General features: G+C 38.3%; 21 protein-coding genes. 6 read left to right on the top strand and 15 right to left on the bottom strand.

The annotated features are described in order from the left end of the window. Positions 1–61: 61 nt before the first annotated feature. Entirely contained in the window at positions 62–991 is a 930-nt protein-coding gene (cysK, locus tag C1A05_RS01140; protein WP_102026334.1) for a cysteine synthase A, read from the bottom strand. Between the two features lie 227 nt (positions 992–1,218). On the opposite strand from cysK, the gene C1A05_RS01135 reads away from it, so the two are divergent. Both C1A05_RS01135 and C1A05_RS01130 read left to right on the top strand, forming a co-directional pair. After that, positions 1,219–2,403 (top strand): MFS transporter, encoded by a 1,185-nt coding sequence (locus C1A05_RS01135; protein ID WP_102026703.1) that lies wholly within the window; start codon positions 1,219–1,221, stop codon positions 2,401–2,403. 125 nt (positions 2,404–2,528) lie between these two features. Then, a complete protein-coding gene (locus C1A05_RS01130; protein ID WP_102026333.1) occupies positions 2,529–2,708 on the top strand; it encodes a small acid-soluble spore protein H in 180 nt (59 codons plus the stop codon). 131 nt (positions 2,709–2,839) lie between these two features. Here C1A05_RS01130 and C1A05_RS01125 read toward each other — a convergent pair whose 3' ends face one another. The 5 genes from C1A05_RS01125 to helD form a co-directional block, all read right to left on the bottom strand. Further along, positions 2,840–3,175 (bottom strand): DUF2680 domain-containing protein, encoded by a 336-nt coding sequence (locus C1A05_RS01125; RefSeq protein WP_159461952.1) that lies wholly within the window; start codon positions 3,173–3,175, stop codon positions 2,840–2,842. 164 nt (positions 3,176–3,339) lie between these two features. Further along, positions 3,340–4,914 carry a BCCT family transporter gene (locus tag C1A05_RS01120; RefSeq protein ID WP_234998243.1) on the bottom strand — a complete coding sequence of 525 codons (1,575 nt, stop codon included), beginning with the start codon at positions 4,912–4,914 and terminating at the stop codon, positions 3,340–3,342. Positions 4,915–5,248: 334 nt separating this feature from the next. Continuing rightward, positions 5,249–7,072, bottom strand: a complete 1,824-nt coding sequence (locus C1A05_RS01115) for an ABC transporter ATP-binding protein (RefSeq protein ID WP_102026330.1) — start codon at positions 7,070–7,072, stop codon at positions 5,249–5,251. Further along, positions 7,062–8,792, bottom strand: coding sequence for an ABC transporter ATP-binding protein (locus C1A05_RS01110; protein WP_102026329.1), 1,731 nt, complete (start codon positions 8,790–8,792; stop codon positions 7,062–7,064). The genes C1A05_RS01115 and C1A05_RS01110 overlap by 11 nt, the downstream gene beginning before the upstream one ends. A gap of 105 nt (positions 8,793–8,897) precedes the next feature. Then, on the bottom strand, positions 8,898–11,228 hold the full coding sequence (helD, locus tag C1A05_RS01105; RefSeq protein WP_102026328.1) for an RNA polymerase recycling motor HelD: 2,331 nt from the start codon (positions 11,226–11,228) through the stop codon (positions 8,898–8,900). A 348-nt stretch (positions 11,229–11,576) separates the two neighbouring features. On the opposite strand from helD, the gene C1A05_RS01100 reads away from it, so the two are divergent. The 3 genes from C1A05_RS01100 to C1A05_RS01090 all read left to right on the top strand — a co-directional run bounded on the left by C1A05_RS01100 (position 11,577) and on the right by C1A05_RS01090 (position 15,161). After that, positions 11,577–12,551, top strand: a complete 975-nt coding sequence (locus C1A05_RS01100) for a TAXI family TRAP transporter solute-binding subunit (protein ID WP_102026327.1) — start codon at positions 11,577–11,579, stop codon at positions 12,549–12,551. A gap of 131 nt (positions 12,552–12,682) precedes the next feature. Beyond that, positions 12,683–13,204 (top strand): DUF1850 domain-containing protein, encoded by a 522-nt coding sequence (locus tag C1A05_RS01095; RefSeq protein WP_159461951.1) that lies wholly within the window; start codon positions 12,683–12,685, stop codon positions 13,202–13,204. A 40-nt stretch (positions 13,205–13,244) separates the two neighbouring features. Continuing rightward, positions 13,245–15,161: a TRAP transporter permease gene (locus C1A05_RS01090; protein WP_234998292.1), complete on the top strand. Its 1,917-nt coding sequence runs from the start codon at positions 13,245–13,247 to the stop codon at positions 15,159–15,161. A 41-nt stretch (positions 15,162–15,202) separates the two neighbouring features. On the opposite strand, the gene C1A05_RS01085 is transcribed toward C1A05_RS01090, so the two are convergent. The 4 genes from C1A05_RS01085 to C1A05_RS01070 all read right to left on the bottom strand — a co-directional run bounded on the left by C1A05_RS01085 (position 15,203) and on the right by C1A05_RS01070 (position 19,139). Next, positions 15,203–16,705: an amidase gene (locus C1A05_RS01085; RefSeq protein ID WP_102026324.1), complete on the bottom strand. Its 1,503-nt coding sequence runs from the start codon at positions 16,703–16,705 to the stop codon at positions 15,203–15,205. A gap of 65 nt (positions 16,706–16,770) precedes the next feature. After that, entirely contained in the window at positions 16,771–17,226 is a 456-nt protein-coding gene (locus C1A05_RS01080) for a threonine/serine exporter family protein (RefSeq protein ID WP_102026323.1), read from the bottom strand. A 24-nt stretch (positions 17,227–17,250) separates the two neighbouring features. Beyond that, positions 17,251–18,009: a threonine/serine exporter family protein gene (locus C1A05_RS01075; protein ID WP_102026322.1), complete on the bottom strand. Its 759-nt coding sequence runs from the start codon at positions 18,007–18,009 to the stop codon at positions 17,251–17,253. A gap of 182 nt (positions 18,010–18,191) precedes the next feature. Then, a complete protein-coding gene (locus C1A05_RS01070) occupies positions 18,192–19,139 on the bottom strand; it encodes a fumarylacetoacetate hydrolase family protein (protein WP_102026321.1) in 948 nt (315 codons plus the stop codon). Positions 19,140–19,364: 225 nt separating this feature from the next. Here C1A05_RS01070 and C1A05_RS01065 point away from each other — a divergent pair, with 225 nt between their 5' ends. Beyond that, positions 19,365–19,847 carry a CarD family transcriptional regulator gene (locus C1A05_RS01065; protein WP_102026320.1) on the top strand — a complete coding sequence of 161 codons (483 nt, stop codon included), beginning with the start codon at positions 19,365–19,367 and terminating at the stop codon, positions 19,845–19,847. A gap of 84 nt (positions 19,848–19,931) precedes the next feature. Here C1A05_RS01065 and C1A05_RS01060 read toward each other — a convergent pair whose 3' ends face one another. The 5 genes from C1A05_RS01060 to C1A05_RS01040 form a co-directional block, all read right to left on the bottom strand. Then, positions 19,932–21,101, bottom strand: coding sequence for a M24 family metallopeptidase (locus tag C1A05_RS01060; RefSeq protein WP_102026319.1), 1,170 nt, complete (start codon positions 21,099–21,101; stop codon positions 19,932–19,934). Positions 21,102–21,114: 13 nt separating this feature from the next. Further along, positions 21,115–22,095, bottom strand: coding sequence for a cyclodeaminase (locus tag C1A05_RS01055; protein WP_102026318.1), 981 nt, complete (start codon positions 22,093–22,095; stop codon positions 21,115–21,117). Continuing rightward, entirely contained in the window at positions 22,092–23,096 is a 1,005-nt protein-coding gene (locus tag C1A05_RS01050; protein WP_234998242.1) for a pyridoxal-phosphate dependent enzyme, read from the bottom strand. Before C1A05_RS01050 ends, C1A05_RS01055 begins: the two co-directional genes overlap by 4 nt. Before the next feature lie 149 nt (positions 23,097–23,245). Further along, the gene (locus C1A05_RS01045) at positions 23,246–24,592 is read right to left on the bottom strand and encodes an MATE family efflux transporter (protein ID WP_102026317.1); all 1,347 of its coding nucleotides are present in this window, start codon (positions 24,590–24,592) and stop codon (positions 23,246–23,248) included. Positions 24,593–24,674: 82 nt separating this feature from the next. Next, positions 24,675–25,595, bottom strand: a complete 921-nt coding sequence (locus tag C1A05_RS01040; protein ID WP_102026316.1) for a 1,4-dihydroxy-2-naphthoate polyprenyltransferase — start codon at positions 25,593–25,595, stop codon at positions 24,675–24,677. Positions 25,596–25,699 lie beyond the last annotated feature (104 nt).

The following is a 25,699-nucleotide window of genomic DNA, read 5'->3' as shown; positions in this document are numbered from 1 at the left end:
GGAATATCTGCAAAGCATTGGATCCATGCCGTTATTCTACTATCAACAATCTGCATTCTAATCAAAAGTCAAATAAGTCTCCTGATAAATATCGTTCGCCAGTATCTGGTGCAATCGCCACAATTACATCTTCATTTGATAAACGTTTGGCAACTTGTATCGCTGCATAACAAGATGCTCCGGCAGATGGTCCTACTAAAATCCCTTCTTCCCTCGCCAGTTTCCGAGTAATGTCATATGCTTGTTCATCTTGTATTTGAATAATTTCATCATATACATCTTGATTCAAAATACTTGGAATAAATCCAGGGCTTGTTCCGACTAATTTATGTTTTCCGGCTTCTCCACCAGAAAGAACTGGTGATCCAAATGGCTCTACAACATGAACGGTTAAATTCGGATACAGCATTTTTAGCTCTTCCCCTGTTCCCGTAATCGTTCCACCGGTTCCTGCAGTCGCAACAAAAGCCGATAAGCTTTTATTAATACTATCCATCGCCTTTTTTATTTCAAGGGCTGTTGTACCACGATGGGCATCAGGGTTAGCTGCATTTTCAAATTGCATTGGAATAAAGCTATTCGGAATCCCCCGCGCTATTTCATTTGCCTTTTTGATTGCACCAGGCATTCTTTCACTACTTGGAGTTAAGACAATCTTCGCCCCATAAGCTTGCATCAGTCTTATTCTTTCTTTTGTGGCATTATCTGGCATAACAAAAATCGCTTTATATCCCCTTGCAGCTGCATTCATGGCAAGCCCAATACCTGTATTTCCACTTGTCGGTTCAATAATGGTATCCCCCGGCTTGATATGCCCTTGTTTCTCTGCTTCTACTATCATATTAAAAGCCGCACGATCCTTCACACTACCACTAGGGTTAAACATTTCCAGCTTTACGTAAACCGTTGCCCCATCTTTCGGACTTATCTTATTTAGCTTTACTAAAGGCGTCTCCCCAATTAAATCCGCCACATTATTCACTACTCTCATCATTACACATCCTTCTTTTCATTCCTCAATATATACAATTCCAAAGATTATCCTAACATATCCATACCTGTATTCCTCGTCAAACCATTTATGTAAATCATTCTTTTGGATTTTTTCGAAAAGTTCGCTATTATATATATTTAGGAACACGAAATAAAAGAAAGAAGGTTTTGGTCATCGAAGAATCAGATAAACAGGTGAAATTAGCAAAACGCAACTTAGCGATTATGTGGTTTGCTAATTTCTTTATAGCAGGTAGCATGACAATGGTAATTCCGTTTCTATCTCTTTACATTGAGTCGTTTGGAGATTATTCAAAAGCTTATGTACAGAATTGGTCTGGTTGGGTATTTGCCATTACATTTGTTACAGCTTTTATTGCATCACCAATATGGGGAAGGTTCGGAGATAAGTATGGTCGGAAACCTTTTTTAATCGCAGCCGCTATTGGTTTAAGTGTTAGTGTTTTTTTAATGGGATCGGTAAATTCTGTTATGGCCTTATTTATTTTACGATTTTTCATGGGAATTTTCACCGGATTTATCTCTACTTCTCAGGCGTTAATTTCCACGCAAACACCAAAGCATATGGCAGGTCGTGTGCTCGGAACTTTGCAAACCGGAAATGTTACCGGAAGTTTAATGGGGCCTATGCTTGGAGGTATGCTAGCTGACTCGGTTGGTTTTTCCACAACCTTTCATATAACCTCTATCACATTAGTTATTGCTGGATTGTTTGTCATCTTTGGTTTAAAGGAATATAAACTAGAAGAATCAACTAATGAAACAACACAACGAAACTATTCAAGCAAGGAAGTTATTTTATTAATCGTAAGACATCCTATGCTACTCGCAACGATGATCATCTCGATGTTCGTGCAAATTGCCCATTTTAGTATTCAACCTATATTGTCTCTTTATGTTGCAGAGCTTCATGGACCTATTAATCTAGCATTCTTTTCTGGAATTGCTTTTTCGATAACTGGTCTAGGAAACTTACTTATGGCGAAAAAATGGGGCTCTATTGCCGATAAATATGGGTATGAAAAAATTATTATATTTCTATTATTTGCTTCGGCAATCGTTTATTTTCCGGGGGCATTTGTCACCGATATATGGCAACTCGTCATACTAAGGTTTTTACTTGGAGTTACTTTAGGAGGAATCATCCCAGTTCGTACAGCTTATGTAAGACAAGAAGCTCCTGTTTCCATTCAAGGGGAAGTTCTTGGATACAGCACGAGTCTTCGCTTTTTAGGAAACATCATCGGTCCTGCCTTAGGTGGATTCATTTCAGGTTTGTACGGAATCTCATCCGTTTTCTTTTTTACAAGTGGACTATTATTCATAAGTGGAATAAGCCTTTTCTTAACGAGGCAGCTTCAACCGAAAACAAGGGCTCAACTAAATTAGCGTTACACAAAGATCGTATCGATTTTAATGGTGCGATCTTTTTTATTTTGTTTCAAAAAAGGGAATTATTTAACAATACTTTGGAAAGATAAAGAATGTGGCCATCCGAAAAAGGAGGTGTAAAATTGAACAGGCAACGAGCTCAGGAGATAGTGGATTCTGGTGAAATGATACATGTTACCTATAATGGTAAGCCCATTTACATTCAGCACGTTGATGAGCAAAGCAATATGGCGAGAATTTATCCATTAGATGAACCAACTCATGAAGAGGATGTGCCTGTACAAAAGTTAGAAGAGCATTAATACATAAGCGTGTTTCCAAATGAGAGTTAGGCGCTTTTGATGAAAGTACATTGGATTTTTATGCTATCCTTACCCAAATTAGAGTGCGTATAAAAAGAGAGGACTGAATAATATCCGTCCTCTCTTTCGCTTTACTCTTCTTCTCTCATTTTATCTTTTTTATGGTGCCAATCGGGAATGTAACCATTTTCCTTCAATTTTTCTTGGTATTTTTCCATGTGTTCTATTTTATTTTCCACTTGCTCATCGGTTAGAACACCATATTCCCCGTACTTATTAAGTATTTTTTTATGAACTTCAAAAAGCTCATTATGTAGATCTTCCATTTCCTTCATTTGGTCGTCATTAAGCTCTACATCTTGATTCGGCTTATGAACCTGTCCCTCATCTTCCGCAAATAAGTGACCGGCTGTCATGAACGCCAGACTAAAGGAAACGGTTAAAGTTACTAACAACAGTCTTTTCATTACATACACTCCTTTCATCATTTATTCCTAATTAGTATCCTTATATTTTGTAAAATTATGCACAAAAGTTTTTTTACTAGAAAAAAACCAAACGAATACGAATTCTTGTTCAGAATGTCGTACATCGTTTGGTTATCATTTCTATAAGATGCTTTTAAAAAACCTTAACTTGCCGCCTTTTTGGAATCGTCTTTCCTTTCACCAGCTGTATTTACTCCATAAACCTTTTGTTCATAAGCGAGCTGCTTCGCTATTTTCGGCGCAATCCATAGTGGTGGTAATAACAAGATTGACACGGGAACAGCAGTAACTACAATGAAGTTTTGTAGCGCCTGAATACTTCCTTCCCCAACTGTTAATAAAACAATGGAAAGAATACCGAAAAGAATAACCCAAAACACTCTCATCCATCGATTCGGATTATCTGTGCCTTGAAGCGTTACCGCTACTGTATAGGAAATGGAGTCGACCGTTGTTGCAACAAAAACTAATGTTACAAGCAGGAATCCTAAGCTTAATAATAACCCCATAGGAAGCTGATCCATGATTGCCATGACAGCAGCCGGCATACCACCCTCTTCAAACGGGCCCGAGATTGAGCCAGGATTGCCAATTTCTTTTGATAATCCTGTACCACCTACAATGGTAAACCAGAAGTTACTTACTAAAGGTGCGATAATAGAAACAGCTACGATTAGCTCCCGAATCGTGCGCCCTCTTGATATTTTACTAATAAAGATTGCCAACATAGGACCATAGCCTAAAAACCAGCCCCAGAAGAATATTGTCCAATAGCTTAACCAGCCTTCATCCCCTCGATATAAAGACATTTCAATCATATTTTGTAAATGAAATGCTTCTGCGCCAATAAAGGAATCAATTAAGAACATTGTTGGACCAATTATTAACATAATGATTCCTAAACCTACAACCATTCCAACATTTAATCGACTAAGGAATTGAATTCCTTTATCAACACCACTAGCTACAGAAATAGCAGCTATTACAATTAGTACACTTACGATTATAATACTCATCGTTAACGTGTTGGGAATACCAAATAAAGAATGCAAGCCATAACCAATTTGCAAACCTAAAAATCCGATAGGTCCCATGGTTCCCGCTGCAACAGCGATGATTGAAACAATATCTGCGGTTGATCCAATTATACTTTTCTTAAATATTTTATCTCCAAAAATTGGGTATAAAATAGCACGTGGCTTTAGTGGATATCCTTTATGATAGTGTGCATACATGAGGACAATAGTTGTTAATGTACCTAAACTCGCCCATCCAAGGAAGCCCCAATGGAAAAAGCTCTGTGCCAACGCAGGCATTACGGCTCTTTCTGCGGACATTGCATCATCAGCAAATAATGGCGGAGTCGTTAAAAAGTGTTGTAAAGGCTCTGCTGCTGCCCAAAATACACCACCACTAGCTAATAGTGTACATAATATCATTGAAATCCATTTAAAATAGGTGTTCTCTGGTTTATCCTTCTTCCCTAACCGAACCCTACCATATTTGGATAGTGCTAACATCAATCCAATTGCAAAAGTACCAAATAAAAGCAACTGCCAATAAGCACCGAAAAACGTAGCTGACCAATTGAACGATTCATTTACCAATCGCCCAACTAAATCTATATCAATTAATGAAATAATTACAAAAAGGAGTAAAAATCCTCCACTTACTGCAAATGTAGTCCAGTCCGTATTTTTAAATCGTGATTTTTTCAATCTCATTTCCTCCCCATCTTAATCCTGTTGATGTTTATGAATTAGAGGAAAGGATTACGGAACTGAAGTGCCACTTGCCCTTTTTCGAAAACGGATGAAGCACCTATTATTGTCGTCGTCGATGAATTACACCTACCTTCCTGTCGTTCCTATTTTTTTAATACCCTATCTACCGAATAAATAACAACAGTTTAACATTATAGGTGTAACGAACGATAACGTCAAATCGATATCGGCAATGAAGAACAGTTTATTTCCCAAGAAAAGGGATACCAATCGTTTACGAGACCCCTTTTCTAATTTTTTTAACTCATGAAAAAGAAAAAAAGAATGCTTATGGCGAGGCATCCTTTTTCCTTCTTTGTGTATGAAATAAATCTGCATAAAATCCATTCTGAGCAAGCAATTCCTCATGACCGCCTTGCTCTATGATTTGACCTTTCTGTAACACTAAAATGAGATCCGCTTTTTGAATCGTATTTAATCGATGAGCAATTACAAAACTTGTTCGACCATCCATTAATGTTGCTAGCGCTTCGTTGATTTTTATTTCTGTAATCGTATCAATACTACTAGTCGCTTCATCTAGTATTAATAAGGAAGGCTCCGCTACCATTGCTCTTGCGATGGAAAGCAGCTGCCTTTGTCCATGGCTAATTCCGTGTCCATCTGAATGCAATATTGTTTCATAGCCCTTAGGTAATTTCGTTATAAAGTCATGGGCATTTGCTGCCTTAGCAGCTTGTATAACCTCATCATCCGTCGCCTCTAATTTCCCGTACCGTATATTTTCCATAACGGTCGCGTGAAACAAAACAGAGTCTTGAAGAACAATTCCGATTTGATTGCGCAACGATTCTCTACTTATCTCTGTTAACTTTTGGCCATCCAATCGAATTTCTCCTTCCGTTGGATCATAAAACCGAGATAACAGGGAAATTACTGTTGTTTTTCCAGCACCTGTAGGTCCAACTAATGCAACAGTTTTTCCTGGTTCTACATGAAAGTGAACATTGCGTAATGTATTCTGACCTTCATCATATGAAAAGGATACATTTTTAAAAATGACTTCCCCTTTCAAATTGGAAACATGTTTTTCTTTCGGTGATCCTTGCTCTTTCTCTTCATCCATAATGGCAAATACACGTTCTGCACCAGCAACAGCAGACAAAATAGTATTGAATTGGTTTGCCAAATCATTCAGTGGCCTTGTGAATTGTCTGGAGTAAGTAGTAAACGTAACAATAACTCCTATTGAAATAATGTCTCTTAAGGCAAGAACTCCACCAACCCCAACAATAATCGTGAAACTTACGTTGTTTAACATATTCATCAGTTTAGGAATAAAACCTGAATAGGTTTGCGCCCAATATCCAGACTCTCGCAACGCTTCATTCTTGTGATGAAAGTTCTCAATGACTTGTTTTTCTTTCGAATATATTTTGATCATTTTATGTCCTGATAGAGTTTCTTCAATAAAGCTATTCATTTCTCCTAAGTCACTTTGCTGCTTTTTAAAATATACTCCCGTACGGTTTGTGATCCACTTCAATCCAAAAAACATCGCTGGCACAATAGTCAATGTTAAAACTGTTAATAATGGGCTTAACAATAGCATGATGATTAGTGTACCTGTTAGTGTGATGACACTTGTTGCAACTTGTATAATAGATGAGTTTAAGGTCCTACTAACGTTTTCCATGTCATTTGTTAATCGACTCATTAAATTCCCATGCTGTTGTTTTTGAAAAAAGGCAATCGGCAGCAGTTGTAAATGTCCAAACAATTTCTTACGCATCGAATAGACTGTGTTTTGTGCTATTTGTATCATCCAAAAGTTTTGAAACCATTCCGCAACTGCCTGAACAATATAAATACCTACTAGTAACGCAAGCATTTTCCATAATACAGATTGATTAAAATCCTCTATTAAAAGGTCTACCGCTTTCCCTAAAACATATGGTCCGATCAGTGTCATTACCGAGCTCATGATAACGAATGAAACAACTGCAAAAAACAGCATTTTTTGATTTTCCATATAACCCCAAATACGGCTGAGTGTTGCTTTCATATTTTTTACTTTTGGAGGCTTTGGTGGTCGCATATGCCGATTCATTGGTGGAGCTGAATTTGTTTTTCCCTCTAGTTTATTCGTCATATTGGAGCACATCCTCTTGTACTTGAGAGTAATAGATTGATTGATAGAGTGCATTTTGTTCTAAAAGTTCGTCATGTGAACCACTCGCTACTACTCTTCCTTGGTTTAATAGAAGGATTTTATCCGCATCCGCTACAGAGCTTATTTTTTGGGCTATAATAAAAGTTGTCGAACGCATTTGTTTCAAAGCTTGTAGGACACTTGCTTCTGTATTCGCATCTAATGCACTCGTGCTATCGTCTAGCAAAAGGATCTTTGGTCTCCGAACAATAGCCCTTGCTAAGGATAGTCGTTGCTTTTGACCACCAGATAAATTAACACCCCGTTGGCCAATCTTCGTTTCATACGCTTCCGGCAAAGTCATAATAAAGTCATGTATATTCGCAGCCTTTGCAGCTTGAATAATGTCGTCCATCGTTGCACGTTCATTTCCCCACAAAATATTATCTCGTATCGTACCTGTAAATAAATGTGCTTCTTGTGGCACTAACCCTATCGCTAAACGTAAAGAATCGATTTCTATATCCTTCATGTTCTTTCCATCAATGAATATTTCGCCGGATGTCGGTTCAAAAAGCCTCGGTATTAATTGAATTAAGGAGCTTTTCCCCGAACCTGTTTCCCCTAAAATTCCTAACGTTTCTCCAGGGTTGACATGAAAAGTCACATTTCGCAAGGCAGGAGTACTGCTAGAATCATAGTAGAAAGATACATTCTGAAAATCAACCGCACCCTCTACAGGTTGCCTGTTCTTATCTTTCCTACTCCATTCTTCATCTTCTTCCTCTCGTAACACCTCGTCAATCCGATGTGCTGAAGCTCGTCCTCTCGTAAAGTTCATCATTAAAAAGGCAAACATCCCTATGGATCCTAGTATTCTCGTTCCATAATTTATTAAAGCGACAACCTCTCCAGGCTGAGCATCACCTACATTCAATTCTAGGGCGCCAAACCATAACATGATGACAAGACTACTATTCATACCTAGCATAATAATTGGCATCGCGAGCTCCATAAAACGTAAGGCTTTCACATTAAATGCTTGTAGGGATTGATTCTCTTTATTAAATCGTTCTTCTTCATAGCTTCCACGATTGAACGCTTTAATGAGACGAATTCCTACTAAATTTTCCTGAATAACAGAGTTAACCGAATCTAATTTCTCTTGGACCTTTGTAAAATAAAGAACCCCTTTAGAAACAATAAAGAGCATGACCACAATGGAAGTAGGTACAGCAATTGCTAAAATTGTTGCTAAACCAGTATGGATGGAAAAAGCCATAGCAACACCAAACACAATAAATAATGGAGCGCGAAGCATTATCCTTAACCCCATGAAAACAAAGCCTTGTATTTGTGTAACGTCGTTCGTTAAGCGCATGATTAAAGACGATGTAGAAAATTTCTGAAACCTGGTCGTTGAAAACGTCTGAATCTTTGTATATACATCCCGTCGCACATCATAGCCAACACCTTGACTAACCTCGGCTGCAAAGAAGGAACTGACAATTCCCCCAACAAAAGCAAGTAAGGAAAGTCCCAATAATACACTCCCCCACGTCATGACCATAGATAAGTCTTGCTTCACGACACCTTCGTCAATTATCCGGGCCATAATGATGGGTTGCACTAACTCTACCATTAGTTCAAAGAGCATCAATGATAATGCGATTGTTGTCGCTTTTTTATAAGAGAAAACGTAAGCTAGTACTCTTTTCAATAGAATCACCTTTATAGTAGGAATTTAACTGTACAAAACAAGCTCAACTAGTCTTATCATTATAGCGCAAAAATGCTACTAGCTGACCGCTAATAGCATTTTTTGTTATTTTACTTGATCGTATTTATTTGTAGAAACCTCTTTTATAAATGGACTTATTTCGCCAACAGAATAAAGGATTAACTCATGCATTGCTCTCGTACAAGCTGTGTAAAAGAGATTGCGCTCATACTCCATGTGATATGCCCTTTGTGAGGCATTATGAATGATAACAGCATCAAACTCAATCCCTTTTGCTAAATATGCCGGAATAATGAGCACGCCCTTTTGGAACGTCTTCGCTTCTGGTCCAACCAATTTTACATCTACCAATGGAGCGAGCTCACGATAAGCGCGTTCACTTTCCTCCATTGTTTTACATATTACCGCTACGGTTTCATATCCCTTTTCCTTAAGCGCATGGATTGTATTTTCCATCTCCGTGTACAATTCCTCATCACTATCGACACAAAATAGTTTTGGCTTTGAGCCTTCCCGATTAAATGGTCGGATTTCTTCACCCTTCTCAATGAGATCCTTCGTAAATTCCACAATCTCTTCCGTAGAGCGATAGCTGTTTAATAATGTAATACGCTCCGTATTGGATTCGTTCTGTTCATTTAGGATTGTACCCGTTTCAAATGTATGTGCATAAATCGCTTGATTAAAATCACCTAATAACGTTATACGACTATACGGAAACATTTCCTTAATATACGCAAACTGGAATGGCGAATAATCTTGAGCCTCATCAATAAACACATGTCTTATATTTCGATTGATGGTAAAGCCTTGTATTTGATCTAAAAAGTATAAATATGGCGAAACATCTTCGTAAAAGATGTTACCATTTCGAATTGTCTCTACCGTCTGGTTACATATTTCACTCCATTCTTCTGGAACATTCCAACCATTCTGGTGTGCGTAATCCGCGAAAAAATGGACATATGTCGCTTTTATATTTACAAACTGAAGTTTTTCAATTTTTCGTTTCAACCCTTTGAATCTTCTTGCAACAACAAGCTTACGTAACAAATATTCTTCTCGGTCGAAATCATCAAATGAATCCTCTGAAAAAGAATCCCTTTCCGATAATTTTTCAAAGGCTTTGACATAATCTTCTTTTTTCAGTAAAGCCGCCTCTTCTAATACCCAATCTTTTTTTCGTTCTGCTCTCTCTATTTTTTGAAGCTCTTCCAATAGCCAGCGACTAACTTCTTCTAACCGATTTGGAATAGAGGTAGATGGCTCAAAACGATAAAAGAAATCATGAATTTGCTCCTTTGATATAAGCTTTTTTCCTCGAAATGTAATATTCCGGAATAGTAAGCCATCCTGTTTAAGGGATTTTAAAAATTGGTCTATATGATCTTTAAAGACTGGACTTGCTTTATAACGGATACCTGCAATTCTAGCTGGATATTCCGGAGCATTGGATTTGGTCAAGTAATATTCCATTTGGTCAAATGGTGTCTCAATCGTAAATTCCTTCCCCAACCTTTCCTCCGCGTGCTCTTCAAAGGTGGTTTGTTTCATATTCTCTTCACCTAGTTCCGGAAGTACAGTAGATACATAGCTATTAAATAAGGAGTTAGGTGAAAACAACATAATATTCTCACTGGAAAGGCTTTGGCGATATCGATAAAGTAAATAGGCTACACGTTGTAGCGCTGCTGATGTTTTCCCACTTCCTGCTACTCCTTGAACAATAAGCACTTTCGCTTTTTCATTTCGGATAATTTGATTTTGTTCTTTTTGGATCGTAGCTACAATATTTTTCATCGTTGTGTTCGCATTATGCCCTAACACTTTTTGAAGAAGATGGTCACCAATCGTTAACCCTGTATTAAACATTCCCTTAATTTGGCCATCACGGATAATAAATTGTCTTTTTAACTTCATATCCCCTGTAATAGTACTATCTACTGTTTCATACTCAGCCGGTCCAGGAGGATAATCATAGTACAGACTAGAAATCGGTGCTCTCCAATCGTAAATTAGAAAGTTTTCCTCTTCTGCATCCATTAAAGATCCAATCCCAATATAAATACGGTCAACTTCTGTTTCCCCATCCTCTAAAAAATCGATTCTTCCAAAATAAGGAGAATCCTGTAATCGGTCTAACACTTTTAATTGTTCGCTTAGTTGGCGATGACTTCTCTCCCGTTCAGACAATAGCTCCGCTTGCTGTTTTATACTTGCTTCTGTTTCAATAACGTCATCCGGTTCATCAAGGTTGACCGTCACATCTTCCCAGAAATTTTTACGTAGTTCAATGACTTTACGCTTCACCGATTGTACATTTTCGCCAAGCTTTCTTTTCTTCCTTTTAATTTCCTCTTTTACTTCATTGACTCTTTGTTGCTCATCCTGCCACTCTTTACTATTTTCATCCATACATCTCACACCTTGATTTTACATTTTTAAGATACGTTACTTTCATTCCGTATGTCGAAACAAAACCTGTACTTCGCTTATGTTTCTTATTCCTTACTAGTCTATTATGTATACGTAATAAGCTATTCTATTCTGGCTTGTATTTTTTGATTTACAACATTGGACTTTATTTATATAATATAGGAGTATGCGCTTTCTCTATCCACTACCCTTCCAAAACCGTTATTAAAATTTTACCATTTCATTAACCATTTTAACAATTTAATCCAAAATGTTAAAAAAGATTCCGAAAATTGTAACTTGTGTGTTAATATTTACATGTACATATTATATAAAGGGGGAAATTACATGAAAAAAAATAAAATGTTAGCCTTTGCTTTCATTATGATTTTAGCTGCATTCCTGGCTGCTTGTGGTGGTCAAAAAGGCGGCGGAGATAGTGAAGGTGGAGAAACAGATGCCTTAACATTACTTACTGGTGGTACTGGTGGTACATACTACCCATTAGGTGGAGAAATTGCTGGTATTATGCAAGAACATACCGATTACACAGTATCTAGTATTACATCTGGAGCATCCACGGAAAACATGAATAAAGTTCAAAGTGGTGAAGGACATCTTGCATTAGTACAAACGGACATCGCAAGCTACGGTGTGGAAGGTACACAAATGTTTGAAGAAAAATTAGATAAAGTTACAGCTGTTGGGGCTCTTTACCCAGAAACAATCCAAATCGTAACAACTCCTGATAGTGGTATTGAAAGCGTTGAAGATTTAAAGGGTAAGGTTGTATCTGTAGGAGATACTGGTAGTGGTACTTTAGAAAACGCAAAACAAATCCTTGAAGTTCACGGATTAACTTTAGAGGACTTAGATGCGCAATATCTACCATTTGATGAGTCTACGGATTCCATTCAAGACGGAACAATTGATGCTGCATTTGTAACTGCAGGTGCTCCAACTGCATCTGTTGAGCAATTATCTGTTCAATCTGATGTTGTAATTGTTCCAATTGCAAATGATAAAATTGATGCATTAATCGAGAAGTATCCATACTATACTACAGAAGTGATTCCAGCTGGCACGTATGGCTTAGCTGAAGACACACAAACAGTTGCAGTTCTTGCAATGTTGATCGCAAATGGCGATTTATCTGAAGATCAAGTTTACGAGCTTACAAAAGCATTCTTTGATAATGAAGGGGACATCACTCACGACAAGGGTGAAAAGATTTCTGCTGAGGCAGCAGTAGAAGGTGTAGGTATTGACTTCCACCCAGGTGCTAAAAAGTACTTTGAAGAAAAAGGTTTACTAGGTGAATAACAACCAAATTAAATGATTGTTTCATTCATGTAGCCGAGGTAGATGCCTCGGCTACGTTTCACTTTTTTATCGCAAAAAACAACAATCTATTAAAGCTTCGAATGAAGTATTTTTAACATGGAGTGTTCCTTTTGAAACGATTACGAAAATTTGTCCTTTTGCCAATCTTCCTATTGACACTTCTGTTGTCTTTTCTTTTCATTCCTTTGTTCCCTACGTTAAGTTTTGAGTTTGAAAACACTGGGGAAATCCTTGCTTTTTTACCAATAGAAAAAAAGCAAAAATTCGATATACTATACACACACTCCGTCCATTTAACTCCCGTTCAAGAGAAATATGTGATGACTGACGAACATACAATTAAGCAATATGAGCTCATTTATGAAAGCTACAATGTAGGAATGCCTTCCAACGTAGAAGAAGGCGAAAAGTTCGTGGAGGAAAATGGGAAATTTCACATTAAAAATATGGACAGACGTTTCCCATTCATTGATTTAAGCGTTGGAGAAATCGTCGCCAATCATCGGTTAATCATGAATGATAAGGTAATACCATTTCATAACTTTGTCGAACCCGGAACATGGGTGAGAATCAAATTTCGTAAGCTAACTGCATTACAGTACTGGAGAGGAGATGAAATCAGTGGCGGATAAAACTCAAGAAGCGTTAACACAAGAAGAATTAGACGAACTTATGACGAAGTATGACCCTGAGGCCGGCTTCCGAAAATTAGGTGGCCTTATAGGTCGCATTGCCGTTATTGGTTTACTAGCTTTTTCTATTTTTCAATTATATACATCGATCGCAATACCGCCTCCTGCCCAAATTTTACGTACAATCCATCTAGGATTTGCTTTAACCTTAGTCTTTCTATTTTTCCCAGCTAGAAAGAAAAATCGAGGCAATAACAAAGTAACCTGGTTAGATGTTGTATTGTCGGTACTAAGTATTGGCGTAGGTGCATATTGGCCGTTATTCTATGAGGAGCTCGTGACACGCGGTGGAGAGCTTCAAGCCCTTGATATTGTGATAGGTGGTTTAGCTATTGTATTAGTGCTCGAGGCTGTTAGAAGAGCAGTAGGTTTACCTATTACAATCATAGCTACAGCATTTATTGCTTATGCCTATTACGGATATTACATGCCTGGATTTTTACAGCATGCTGGTATGAATATGGATGATATTATTAACGTCATGTTCTTCACAACTGAAGGTATATTAGGAACACCATTAAAGGTATCCTCTACTTTTATCTTCTTATTCTTACTATTTGGGGCATTTTTAGTAAGGACTGGTGTAGGACAATACTTTAATGATCTCGCCTTACTAATAGCAGGTAGACGTGTTGGTGGACCTGCGAAGGTTGCTATCTTTTCTAGCGCATTACAAGGAACCATTTCCGGAAGTTCCGTAGCAAACGTCGTTACTTCTGGTTCCTTCACGATTCCAATGATGAAAAAACTTGGGTATAACAAGGACTTTGCAGGTGCTGTTGAAGCTGCCGCATCTACTGGGGGACAGCTAATGCCACCTATTATGGGGGCTGCAGCGTTCTTGATGGTAGAATTTATTGGAGGGGTTTCCTACTGGGAAATCGCTATGGCTGCTCTTATCCCTGCTATCCTCTATTTTGCTGGAATTTGGATAATGACTCACTTCCAAGCGAAAAAGTTGGGATTACGTGGTTTAACTAAAGAAGAGTTGCCAAATAAGAAGGAAACATTAAAGAAAATTTACTTACTTCTTCCACTCGTTGGTGTCGTATTATTCCTTATGAGCGGAATGACGATTACGAGAGCTGCTCTACTGTCCATTTTACTTACTGTTGTAGTTGGATTTGTAAACCGACTTGTTGATCCAAAATCAACATTCGGATTTAAAGATATTATAGGCGCTTTAGTGGATGGTGCTAGAACTGCTTTAGCCGTTGCCGTTGCAACTGCTGCTGCAGGTATGATTGTAGGGGTTGTTACACGTACTGGCTTAGGATTAAAGCTTGCTAACGGCTTAATTGATTTAGCCGATGAAAAGCTGTTCCTAACACTATTCTTTACGATGATTGCATCCATCATTTTAGGAATGGGATCTCCTACAACTGCAAACTATGTTATTACATCAACCATTGCTGCACCAGCAATTATAGCATTAGGACAGCCAGAATTAGTTGCGCATATGTTTGTATTTTACTTTGGTATTGTTGCAGATATCACACCACCTGTTGCTTTGGCTGCTTTTGCTGCCGCGGGGGTCTCTGGCGGCGAGCCAATTCGCACAGGACTCAACTCTGCTAAGCTTGCCATTGCCGCCTTTATCATACCGTACATTTTTGTCTATTCACCTCAAATGTTGTTAATAGACACGAATACATTAGAGGTTATTATGATTATCATAACTTCGTTGATTGGTATGATTGCAATCGGGGCAGGTATGATTGGTTTCTGGATGAGAAAAGCGTATTGGTTTGAACGAATTTTGGCCATTGTATTCGGAATTATGCTTTTAATTCCAGGAGGGTACACAGATTTAATTGGTGGAGCGCTTTTAGCTATTCTTTTCGCTTGTCAGTTTTTCTTTAAAAATGACAAAACCCAAAAGCCGCTTCAGGCGTAACAATGAATAAAGAGGGAAGTCTCAAATAGACTTCCCTCTTTTTATTCTTTCATATATGGATTTTCGCGCATACCTATCCAGTTATCGGTTTGCTCCAAACAGGTAGCTAGTTCAAGTAATAAGTCCTCTCGTCCTCTAGCAGCCATAAATTGCACTCCTACCGGCAATCCCGCTTCTGTAATATGTAAAGGAACAGACATAGCAGGTTGCCCCGTTAAATTGGCTAGCTGAGTAAATGGGGTTCTTTTTAAACTTGCTTTTGCAATTTGATCTACCATCCCAACCCTTTTTAACACACCCGCTAACTTCAATTTACTTGTTAAGGAGATAAGTAGTTTTTCCATCGCTGTTATATCCTGCTCTCCAATCTGAGACGGCAAAAAGGCAGTTGTTGGCGTAATAAAAAAGTCGTACTCCTCGTGGAATTGCTCCATTTTATAGGCAGCAACATCCCATTCTCTTATACTTAAAACAAAGTCCTTTGCAGATACGGAGTTCCCTAGTAAACCTAATAGCCATGTCGTTGGCTCTACATCCTTATATTTTGGCTGCCTTCCAAGCACTGGTGATAGTTCTTGAATACTAGCTGCCACTTCGCCAAAATACAAGGTTAAATAGCTAGCAGCTAGTTTACTACCATCTATAGACGGTTCTTTTTCTTCTACTATGTGACCCATACTTTCTAATAGCTTCACCGTTTTAAGCACACCATGTTTACACTCCTCGTCTACCTCTGTCCCTAAAGGTGAGGTAAGAGAAAATGCGAATCGGTACCTTTTATCCGAATTCTGTGTTTGAATGATGCTCAAATAATCTTGATCGTATGGTAATGCGTGAAAAGCAGCTCCTTTTTCATATGTCTTTAATACATCTAACATCGCCGCACTGTCTCGAACGGTTTTGGATAAAATATGCTCAGCTGATGCGCCTTGCCAATGCCTACCGAATTTAGGTCCAACTGGGGTTCTTCCTCGTGTCGGCTTTAATCCAAACAATCCTGTATAGGCAGCAGGAATTCGAATCGATCCCCCGCCATCATTTGCTCCTGCTATTGGCACCATCCCTGATGCCACAGCACTTGCAGAACCACCACTTGAGCCACCGGGCGTAACTTTTTGATTCCATGGATTTCTCGTTGGTCCATAATGCTTTGGTTCTGTTATTCCCATTAACGCAAATTCCGGTACATTCGTCTGCCCTAAAATGATTACGCCAGATTCTTTTATCCGCTTTACATAATTGGAGTCCTCACTTGATCGATAATTTTGCAATGCTTTTGAGCCAGATGTTAAAGGCTCCCCTTTTATTTCTTGGGTAATATCTTTTAGTACAAAAGGCACCCCTGCGAAAGGCCCTGTCCATTGTTCCCTAGCTTGTTGTTTAGCCTGCTCATACCTTTTATGTATGATTGCATTTAATGTCGGGTTTTCCTTCTCAATAACTTGAATTGCTGCATCGACAAGTTCAATGGGCTTTACTTCCTTTTTGCGAACCAATTCCGCTAAACCTAAACCATCGTAACGTTTGTATTCAGACGTCTTCATATCTCCACTCCATTTACAATATCCGTTATGGTTTAGATATTCTTCAAAGTCTGATAAAACCCTTTTTAGTCCCCTACATTCTGCTTATATCGCTGAATCGTCGATTGTTTTACAACTTGATTGATTACTTCCGCTAATACGAGTCCCATTGCAATAGCACCAGAAATCATAAATACTTTCGCTGCAAGCTGTGTCGCTTGATTATAATCGTTTTCTACAAACTTTCGCATTGCATCATAGGATAAGCCTCCTGGCACAAGTGGGATAATTCCTGCAACACTAAAAATAATCATAGGAGTCTTATACCATTTTGCAAAGAATTGACTAATTACCGCTATCATAAACGAGGCAATAAAAGTCGCACCAATAATATTGAGCTCTTGAAAATAGTACAAGTAGTAGTACACACCCCATCCAATTGAGCCAATAACGCCACATTTCCACAACGATTGCTTCGGAGCATTAAAGATAATGCCAAAAGCCGCAGCAGCGATAAAACTTGTAAAGAGTTGTTGTAGCATCCTGTTCCTCTCCAATTCCTTATGTTATATTGCAAAACCAATGGCCAGCGCAATTCCTGCACCAATAGCAAAAGCAGTCAAAAAAGCCTCTGCTCCCTTCGATAAGCAAGATATAAGATGACCTGCTAGTAGATCTCGTACAGCATTCGTTATTAATAGTCCAGGTACTAACGGCATCACTGAACCAATGATTATTTTATCTATTTGATTTCCTAACCCAACATATACCAAAAGTAACGATATGATTCCAATAACAAAAGCCGCTGAAAACTCTGCAAAAAACTTTAGCTGTAGCAATTTACTCATATATAGGAAACAGATAAATCCGAACCCACCTGCTAATACAGCACTAAAGAAATCTTGCCATTGACCTTGAAACATAATGAGAAAGCATCCACTAGATATAGCAGCCGCTGTAGTCTGAATCCAACCCGCATACATTTCTTTTTTCTCATCAACAGCCTTGAGTTGTTGATAAGCCTCTTGAACAGATATACTTCCTGCCGTAATTTGCCTAGAAATGCTATTTACTTTTGTCACTTTACTTAAATCGGTAGACCGTTCCGTTACACGAACCAATTTTGTTGGATCTTTGCCATCAATCGAAAAAATAATTCCTGTTGGCATTACAAAGCTATGGGAATGCTCCATACCGTATGCAGCAGCCATACGCATCATTGTATCTTCAACCCGATACGTTTCTGCACCACACATAAGCATAATTTTCCCTGCTAATAAACACACATCAATCACGTCATAGGTTTTCGATTCATTTCTTTCCATCTTGTCTCTCCATGTCATTGTAATATCCTATAGTTTAAAGGAATGAAAAGACAATAATCAACTCTAACCTCAATGAAGAACAAAAGCGGAAGCACCTTGGTCAGCGCTTAGAGGTTAGGCGCTAGGGCTAGACGCCATTCCTACTAGTAAACGCCTAATCAAAACAGAGAGACACCGAACCATTATTGGTCCGGCGTCTCCATGTCTACTACTTTATTTTCTAATACCCCAACACCAGCAACTTCAATCCGTATCGTATCATCAGCTTTTAAAAACTGTGGTGGGTCCATTGCAAATCCTACTCCATCAGGCGTTCCTGTTAAAATGACATCTCCTGGCTGCAATGTAATGAGACTTGAAATAAATTCAATTAAAGTTGGAATATTAAAGATAAGATGCTTTGTGTTGGAAGATTGTCTTTTTTCCCCATTCACATACGTTTCAATTTGTACATTGGAAGGATCTGTTAATTCATCGGCGGTTACAATCCACGGTCCAATTGGTGTACTTTTATCTAACGACTTTCCTTGTAACCACTGTGGTGTACGTTTTTGTAAATCTCTAGCGGATATATCATTGCCAATTGTATACCCTGCTATATAATCCAGTGCATTTTCCTTTTTAACATGGGACGCTTCTTTTCCAATAACAACGGTAAATTCTCCTTCATAATCCAACTTTTCTGTGTAAGGAGATTTTTGAATATCATCATTCGCACCTATTAACGCATTGGAAAATTTTGAAAACAACACAGGATATTCCGGAATATTGGCTTTCATTTCAGCTACATGATTTTTATAATTCGTACCAATACAAATCACCTTAGCGCCATTCGGAACAGGCGGAGCTAACGTCACATCATGAAATAAAAATGAAATAGCGGACACGTCATGTTCCTCTGCAAAGTTCAGCGCAACTTGGGCATGTTGAATCGATTGCTCTCCTAGCTTAAAAAATGAAGTGAGATCACTAGGTAGAACATGTTCGATTGCATTGGCTAAGTCTACTTGATCTCTTTTCAAAAGATAAAGGCGATATGCTTCCTGTAAATCCAAAACATTTTCATGGTGCACCACACCCATCCGATAAGGACCCAATGTGTTTTTTTGCTTATACGCAACCAGTCTCATCTTAAACCCTCTTCCCTAGAAACATGATTTTGTCCTTAATCTAACGAAAAAGCTGGTCCATGTCAATCCATTTATGGGAAAATTCAGACAAATGATGCTAATCCCCTAAAATTACAGCATAATTTATTGTTGACATGGTTTTTAATGTGTTATAAAATATAAATTTTGATTTATTTTTTCAATATGTTATAATGGAGATGTATGATATTACTTGGGGGTGAATGAATGTTTCATATTGGCGATAAGATTTTTTATCCAATGCATGGAGCCGGTATCATTGAAGCAATCGAGGACAAGGACTTCTTAGGAGAAAAAAGACCATATTACATTGTAAACATCCCAAGCAAAAATATGAATGTAATGGTACCTAAAGGGAAAGAAGACCAATTACACCTTAGAAAAGTTATAGATCCTGACAGTTTTGAAAATCTTATTTCATCCTTATTAGCAATGAGAGATGAAGACCAACCGGTGCATCCGAATCAAAGACACCGGATATTCTTAGACAAAATTAAGAGCGGGGATTTTTTAGAAGGCGTAAAAGTCATTCGTGACCTAAAGCGCATTAGTAAGGAGAAAAATTTAGGTGCTGCTGATAAAAATATGTTAGCCAATGCCGAGCAAATCTTAATTAGCGAATTGGCTATGGCTAAAAATATGAATGAGGATCAAGCAACACAATATTTAGACCAAGTAATAAATCAATAGGTAAATTCCTTACATGAAAACTGTTACGGATAAATATAAAATGTAACAGTTTTTTATTTTGCCAAAAAATAACGGCAGATACATCTATTTCACATACAGATGTCGAGGAAATTTCGATAATGTGTCCATTCCGTCCTCGGTAACAATAAACGATTCACTAATTTCTACCCCATAATCGTCATACCATATTCCTGGAATTAAATGAAAGGTCATATTTGGTTTTAAAATGGTTTTATCTCCATAGCGCAAACTAGCAGTATGCTCTCCCCAGTCTGGTGGATAGCTTAAACCCATGGAGTAGCCAATTCTTGAGTCTTTCATAAATCCGTATTTTGCTATGGAAGTACGCCATACTTCTTCCACTTCTTCACACGTTACACCAGGTTGAATGAAGGTTAATGTCTCTTCTATCCCTTCTAACACTACCTCAGCAAGTAGCTTTACCTTTTGATCTGGTTCGCCTATTACTAACGTTCTTGCTAATGGAGCATGATATCGTTTATAGCAGCCTGCTAGCTCCATAATGACAGTATCTCCCTTTTTGTATCTTTGATCAGACCATGTAATATGCGGGGAAGATGTTTTTTCACCAGAAGGAAGAAGGGGTACAATCGCAGGATAATCTCCTCCAAATTCGACTGTACCTTGCACTTGAGCTTGATAAATACTAGCAACAACATCGTTTTCCCGAACCCCTTCATTAATTTCTTCAATTGCTCGTTTCATTGCAATTTCTGCTATTCTACCGGCCTTTTTCATAAAAGCAATCTCTAATGGAGATTTTATTAAACGTACGTAATTCACGAGCAATGTCGCATCTTTAAATAGAACATCTGGGAGCCCCTTTTGCAATTGCTCATATGCCTTAGCCGTAAAATAGTAATTTTCTTTTTCTACCCCTATTGTTTTTTTATCAAGTCCCTTTCCAGCTAACACTCGAGCTATTTCATCCATTGGGTGCTTTAAAATAGAATGAACATAATCATCGCTATAAAAATAAATATTACCGTGGTCTAACCAAGTAGTAGCCTTGGCTGCATTTGCATCCTGTTTACGTCCAATCCATATCGGTTGATCCTCTTCCAATTGGACAACGAGCATTTGATGGACATAAAAGGACCAGGCATCATAGCCTGATAAATAATTGATATTGGAAGGATTAGTAATGAACAGAACCTCCAACCCTTCCAGCGCCATCTTCTCTTTCACTTTTTTAATCCGCTCTTTATACTCCATAATTGGAAACATCGCCATCCCTCCTCCCTTTCTATTCCATGACGATTCCAGCTCCTACATTTACTAGCTTTTCATAAGCAACAAGTGCAATGGCTGTATCTTGAACTCCTGTACCAGTTAAATCACATATGGTAATTTCTTCTTCAGTTGCTCTCCCACTACGTTTCATACTCGTTAGGTGACCTAACTCGATAATGTCTGTACCGGAATTCAAGACGTTTTGCTCAAAGGCATGGTGGAGTTCCCCTAAGCGCGCACATTGGTTCTTTACATCACAAACAATTTTATCTACCTCACGGAACACTTCTACATCAATCTCTTGCTTATGCTCTGCATCCGATCCCATTGCTGTAATATGCAATCCAGGATGCAGCCAGTCCTTTTGAATAATTGGCTCCTCGGATGGTGTTGTGGTGACAACAACTTCCGCATTCGTCACTACTTCTTTGGCTGTTGTACAACCAATTACTTCTACTGGTAGTTCCCTTTTTCTCCTCTGTATAAATGCTTCTAATCGTTTTTCATCCCTCCCATAAACGAATAGTTTTTGAAACGGCCGGACTAAATATAATGCGTGCATTTGAAATCTAGCTTGACTTCCTGTCCCAATCACTCCAGCTTTATGGATCTCTTTCTTTGCCAAATAGTTCGCACTTATTGCTCCAGCAGCTGCTGTTCTTACATGGGTTAAATACCCATTATCTAGTAAGAGTGCTTCTGGAATTCCTGTTTTACTGTTGATTAAAATCATCATTCCATTTCCGCTTGGCAAGCCTAGCTGTTGGTTTAGAAAGAAGCCAGAAGATAGTTTAACCGCAAACTGATTAAACCCTGGTATATAAGCTGCTTTAACATCCAACTCCCCTTTATATTCTGGAATGTCTATACGCATAATTGGGGGCATTTGCACATGCTTTGTCGCAAGACTCGTAAAACCCTCTTCTACAACTCGAATAATCTCCTGATCTATTTTTATGACGCTCTTAATCTCTTTTTCTGTGAAAATTCTCATAGGCATGCACCCTTAATACGATCCAATTCGGTAAGGGAAAGAGTTTCATAAATTGTTGGATCTACATTATTACCTGTAATGATCAACACTACATTTTGCCCTAGATGGCTGAACCTCCCACTCAAAATAGCACCAACCCCAACAGCTGCCGCACCTTCCGCAATTTGGCGCTCCTCTTTCAGTAAATGCAACATCCCTTTAGCTATGGCTTCCTCATCAAGCAATGTCATATCATCCATTACTTCCGATACTATGGATAATGTATATTGATTTTCCCTTCCGATACTACCTAGTAAGCTATCCGCTAATGTAGCTTTTTCAGGAGTATCCACTGGCACACCACGCTGTAAGCTCTTCTCCATTGCCGATGCACCTTCGATGGAAATACCAGAAATTCGAATATGCTCACTTGCACCTTTTAACCCGATCCCAATTCCAGAAAGCAAACCACCTCCAGACAAAGGTACTATTACATGATCTAGCTCTGGTAAATCCTCAAGCAGCTCAAGACCAATTGTACCTTGACCAGCAATGACATATAAATCATCGAAAGGATGGATAATCGTCATTCCATATGTTTCCTTTAAATTCTCACAAAACTCCCCAGCTTCTTCTTGACTATCCCCAACTATTTTCACTTCCGCACCCATGTTTTCTAATGCTTGTCGCTTGTTTTTTGGAACATTATGCGAAATACAAACAACCGCTTTTATCCCTAACTTTTGTGCTACGTACGCAACTGCCAATCCATGATTCCCTGTAGAAAACGTGGTTACCCCTCTACTCCGCTCTAATTGGGATAAGGATAAAATCTTATTGGCTGCACCACGGATTTTAAATGAACCAATATCTGTTGCTGTTTCCAATTTTAAATAGATGTTCCGTCCCGTATACGCTGATAATTTGTGAGATTTGATAAGTGGCGTCTTATTCACAATTGTGGACAACCGATGCTTTGCTTCCCAAATGTTATGCATATCCCATTCCTTCCAAGTCGCCAAAAAGGATCCCTCCTGAAAATGCTTTTTTAAAAAATATGTATAAAAAGTCATTTTCATTCAGAAAAGTACAAAAGCAAAAAGGTATCTCCCAAACTATATTTCACTTTTAGATTAAAAAAGAACACAACCATTCGATTGTGTTCTTTTTCCTATTTGCTTGCGAATATTTCCTTGTTACGCCATTTTCCATATCGAAAATATAAAAACGCAAATACACTGCTAATGACAAAGCTTACGCCCATTCCAAGCGCAATCCCTTTATCTCCTATAAAGGATGAGAATACATAGGTTAACGGATAACGTAGCACCCAAAATGAAATAAGGTTTAAAACCAATACTTGATACATTGCCCCAGATGCTCGAACAATTCCATTAAGAATAAAGTTAATACCTAAAAACGGATAGAAAAATCCAATCATTTTCAAATACTCCGTTCCAAACTGTACCGATTGTTCATCTTGAATGAAGAGTCGAACCAAATACTCCGCAGATAGAACGAGAATCAATGCAATAGATAACATAAAAATCAAGTTATAGAAAAATCCATACTTAGCAATTTTGGAAACCCGCCCCCATTTGTTTACCCCGATATTTTGACCTGCCATACTATTTACAGCAGTTCCTAAGGCATGTGCAGGTAGCATGAGCACACTATCCAACCTTTGTGCAGCACTGAACCCCGCTACAACGTCCTCCCCAAAGGATGTCACCACACTTAGAATTGCTGCAGAGCCTGCCGAAATAACAGCCATTTGCAATCCAGCTGGAATTCCTAGGTTTAAGATTAATTTTACTTCCGCCAATTTCGGCATCGTTGGAACGGTGAAAGGAATTAATTTTCGTTTTAACGCTAGAAAGAAACCATACAGAAAAGCGATACCTTGAGAAGTGATGGTTGCATAGGCCGCACCCTCTACCCCAAGATGAAATACTTCAATAAAGAGTGGGTCTAAAATCGTATTGAGAATCACAGCTAGGACTACAAACTGAACCGGGGTACGGCTATCCCCAAGTGCTCTCAAAATAGTTCCAATAAAGTTATAGCCCATTAGGAATAGAATACCAGTTGCGTTGATTTGCAAATAAGCCTTTGCACTAGCCATCATACTTTCCGGCGTACCAAGAAATGACAAGATTGCTTCTGCAAAAAAGAATCCAATCATCCCTAATATTAGACTAATCGATGTTAATACAATCACAAAGGCATTAATGTACCGCTTTAACCCTTCTTCATCTTTCTTACCCTTTTGTTGCGAAATGACGGTTAACGTTGCATTGTTAATCCCAATAATGAAAGACAACATCGTAAAGATAACGGTACTGGCAATTGCGACTGCTCCTAAAGCATTCGCTCCAATTAAATTACCAACCCACAGACTATCGATAAATTGATAGGAGGTTTGCAACAGATTCGCAAAAATAATCGGTGTGGAAAAAAAGAAAAGCTGCTTCAGTATATTTCCACTCGTAAAATCCGCTTGCTTGGCCTTACGCATAACAAAGACTCCTTTATATTAAGTACACTTTATAAGAAAATGGGATGCACGACTGCAATCCCATTTTAGCTTACTTATCCAATTAAGAAAAATAACTAATACATAAACCGATTGTTAGCAAGAAGCCAAAAATCGTATTCGTTTGCGCCGTTGCTTTCATAGCCGGCATCATTTGCATCGGCACACTTTTGCCGATAAAACCTTTGATTGCCTTAATTGGCTTAGGTGCACTTAAAAATACGATTAAACTCCAAGGACTTATCTCTCCCATGATTACGAGCCCTACAATCCATAAATAAGCAATAACAAACATAACACCTAAGGCACTAACCGCTTTGTCATGACCAAGTAGAATCGCCAATGTTTTACGACCGGATTTTTGGTCTCCTTCCCGATCTCTTATGTTATTCGACATATTAATCGCTCCAACTAAAATCGCAACAGGTATCGAAATTAATATGCTATCTACATTGATTTCCTTAGCTTGTATAAAAAATGAAATTAAAATGAATGCAGAACCCATACACAAACCAGCCATTAGTTCTCCAAATGGGGTTGAAGAAATCGGAAGTGGTCCACCTGTATAAAGATAACCTACCGCCATACCAGCAAGCCCAATGAGAGCAAGAATCCAACTACTATTCATACAAATATAGATGCCAATCAGTAGGGCAACACCGTAACACGCTAGTGCTAACTGTAATACCGTTTTCGGTTTCAAGCCGTCTCGGACAATCGCTCCACCAATACCAACCGATTCCTCCGTGTCTAATCCACGTTTAAAATCATAGTATTCATTAAACATATTGGTTGCAATTTGAATCAAAAGACAAGCAAATAACATCGCGAAAAACAACCCTAAATCAATTTCAACATAATGCATGGCTAACGCTGTTCCTATTAAAACAGGCACAAAAGTGGCAGTTAACGTATGCGGTCTCGTTAGTTGCCATAAAACCTTACCCATACTTTGTTGGTCAGATTGGTTCATTGTATTACCCATAAAATCGCTCCTCCAACAAATCTATTTTATTTCACATTCTTAGTATACAAGATAATTACCACGTAACATCATACCATATTTTTATGCATTTTATTACAAGTAGA

This window comes from Salirhabdus sp. Marseille-P4669, assembly GCF_900240405.1.
Taxonomy (GTDB): Bacteria; Bacillota; Bacilli; order Bacillales; family Alkalibacillaceae; genus OEQK01.
This window is presented reverse-complemented; position numbering and strand designations above follow the sequence as displayed.

Bases quoted from the DNA above. Each gene is read 5' to 3' on its own strand.
- C1A05_RS01135 (WP_102026703.1), top strand. From the start codon at position 1,219: ATGTGGTTTGCTAATTTCTTTATAGCAGGTAGCATGACAATGGTAATT.
- C1A05_RS01085 (WP_102026324.1), bottom strand. From the start codon at position 16,705: ATGAAGACGTCTGAATACAAACGTTACGATGGTTTAGGTTTAGCGGAA.
- C1A05_RS01100 (WP_102026327.1), top strand. From the start codon at position 11,577: ATGAAAAAAAATAAAATGTTAGCCTTTGCTTTCATTATGATTTTAGCT.
- C1A05_RS01070 (WP_102026321.1), bottom strand. From the start codon at position 19,139: ATGAGACTGGTTGCGTATAAGCAAAAAAACACATTGGGTCCTTATCGG.
- C1A05_RS01075 (WP_102026322.1), bottom strand. From the start codon at position 18,009: ATGGAAAGAAATGAATCGAAAACCTATGACGTGATTGATGTGTGTTTA.
- C1A05_RS01125 (WP_159461952.1), bottom strand. From the start codon at position 3,175: ATGAAAAGACTGTTGTTAGTAACTTTAACCGTTTCCTTTAGTCTGGCG.
- C1A05_RS01055 (WP_102026318.1), bottom strand. From the start codon at position 22,095: ATGAGAATTTTCACAGAAAAAGAGATTAAGAGCGTCATAAAAATAGAT.
- C1A05_RS01045 (WP_102026317.1), bottom strand. From the start codon at position 24,592: ATGCGTAAGGCCAAGCAAGCGGATTTTACGAGTGGAAATATACTGAAG.
- helD (WP_102026328.1), bottom strand. From the start codon at position 11,228: ATGGATGAAAATAGTAAAGAGTGGCAGGATGAGCAACAAAGAGTCAAT.
- cysK (WP_102026334.1), bottom strand. From the start codon at position 991: ATGAGAGTAGTGAATAATGTGGCGGATTTAATTGGGGAGACGCCTTTA.
- C1A05_RS01060 (WP_102026319.1), bottom strand. From the start codon at position 21,101: ATGGCGATGTTTCCAATTATGGAGTATAAAGAGCGGATTAAAAAAGTG.
- C1A05_RS01080 (WP_102026323.1), bottom strand. From the start codon at position 17,226: ATGCTACAACAACTCTTTACAAGTTTTATCGCTGCTGCGGCTTTTGGC.
- C1A05_RS01090 (WP_234998292.1), top strand. From the start codon at position 13,245: ATGACGAAGTATGACCCTGAGGCCGGCTTCCGAAAATTAGGTGGCCTT.
- C1A05_RS01040 (WP_102026316.1), bottom strand. From the start codon at position 25,595: ATGGGTAATACAATGAACCAATCTGACCAACAAAGTATGGGTAAGGTT.
- C1A05_RS01065 (WP_102026320.1), top strand. From the start codon at position 19,365: ATGTTTCATATTGGCGATAAGATTTTTTATCCAATGCATGGAGCCGGT.
- C1A05_RS01115 (WP_102026330.1), bottom strand. From the start codon at position 7,072: ATGACGAATAAACTAGAGGGAAAAACAAATTCAGCTCCACCAATGAAT.